A 600-nucleotide genomic window follows, 5' to 3' on the forward strand; every position below is an offset into this window, starting at 1 on the left:
ATATTGAAACCTGTAGTAGTACCCACGGCGATTATGATTCTTGTCCGGTGTGTCAGTATATTAGTAAAAATGATCTGTATAATACCGATAATAAAGAATATAGCCTGGTTAAACGCAAAACCAGCTATTGGGCAAATATTCTGGTTGTGAAAGATCCGGCAGCACCGGAAAATGAAGGTAAAGTGTTTAAATATCGTTTTGGCAAAAAAATTTGGGATAAAATTAATGCAATGATTGCAGTGGATGTGGAAATGGGCGAAACCCCGGTGGATGTGACCTGTCCGTGGGAAGGCGCAAATTTTGTGCTGAAAGTGAAACAGGTGAGCGGCTTTTCTAATTATGATGAATCTAAATTTCTGAATCAGAGTGCAATTCCGAATATTGATGATGAATCATTTCAGAAAGAACTGTTTGAACAGATGGTGGATCTGAGCGAAATGACCTCTAAAGATAAATTTAAATCATTTGAAGAACTGAATACCAAATTTGGCCAGGTTATGGGTACCGCAGTTATGGGCGGTGCAGCAGCAACCGCAGCAAAAAAAGCAGATAAAGTTGCAGATGATCTGGATGCATTTAATGTTGATGATGCGCATCGTC

1 protein-coding gene is annotated in these 600 nt (G+C 39.3%); it reads left to right on the plus strand.

The window, feature by feature from the left end; all coding sequences use genetic code 11:
• Positions 1 to 600, plus strand: a 600-nt coding sequence (locus tag SB753_RS34485) for a hypothetical protein (RefSeq protein ID WP_410804509.1), incomplete at both ends; no start/stop codon positions are given.

It is taken from the genome of Paraburkholderia sp. SIMBA_053, assembly GCF_046534895.1.
In the GTDB taxonomy this organism is placed as follows: Bacteria; Pseudomonadota; Gammaproteobacteria; order Burkholderiales; family Burkholderiaceae; genus Paraburkholderia; species Paraburkholderia caledonica.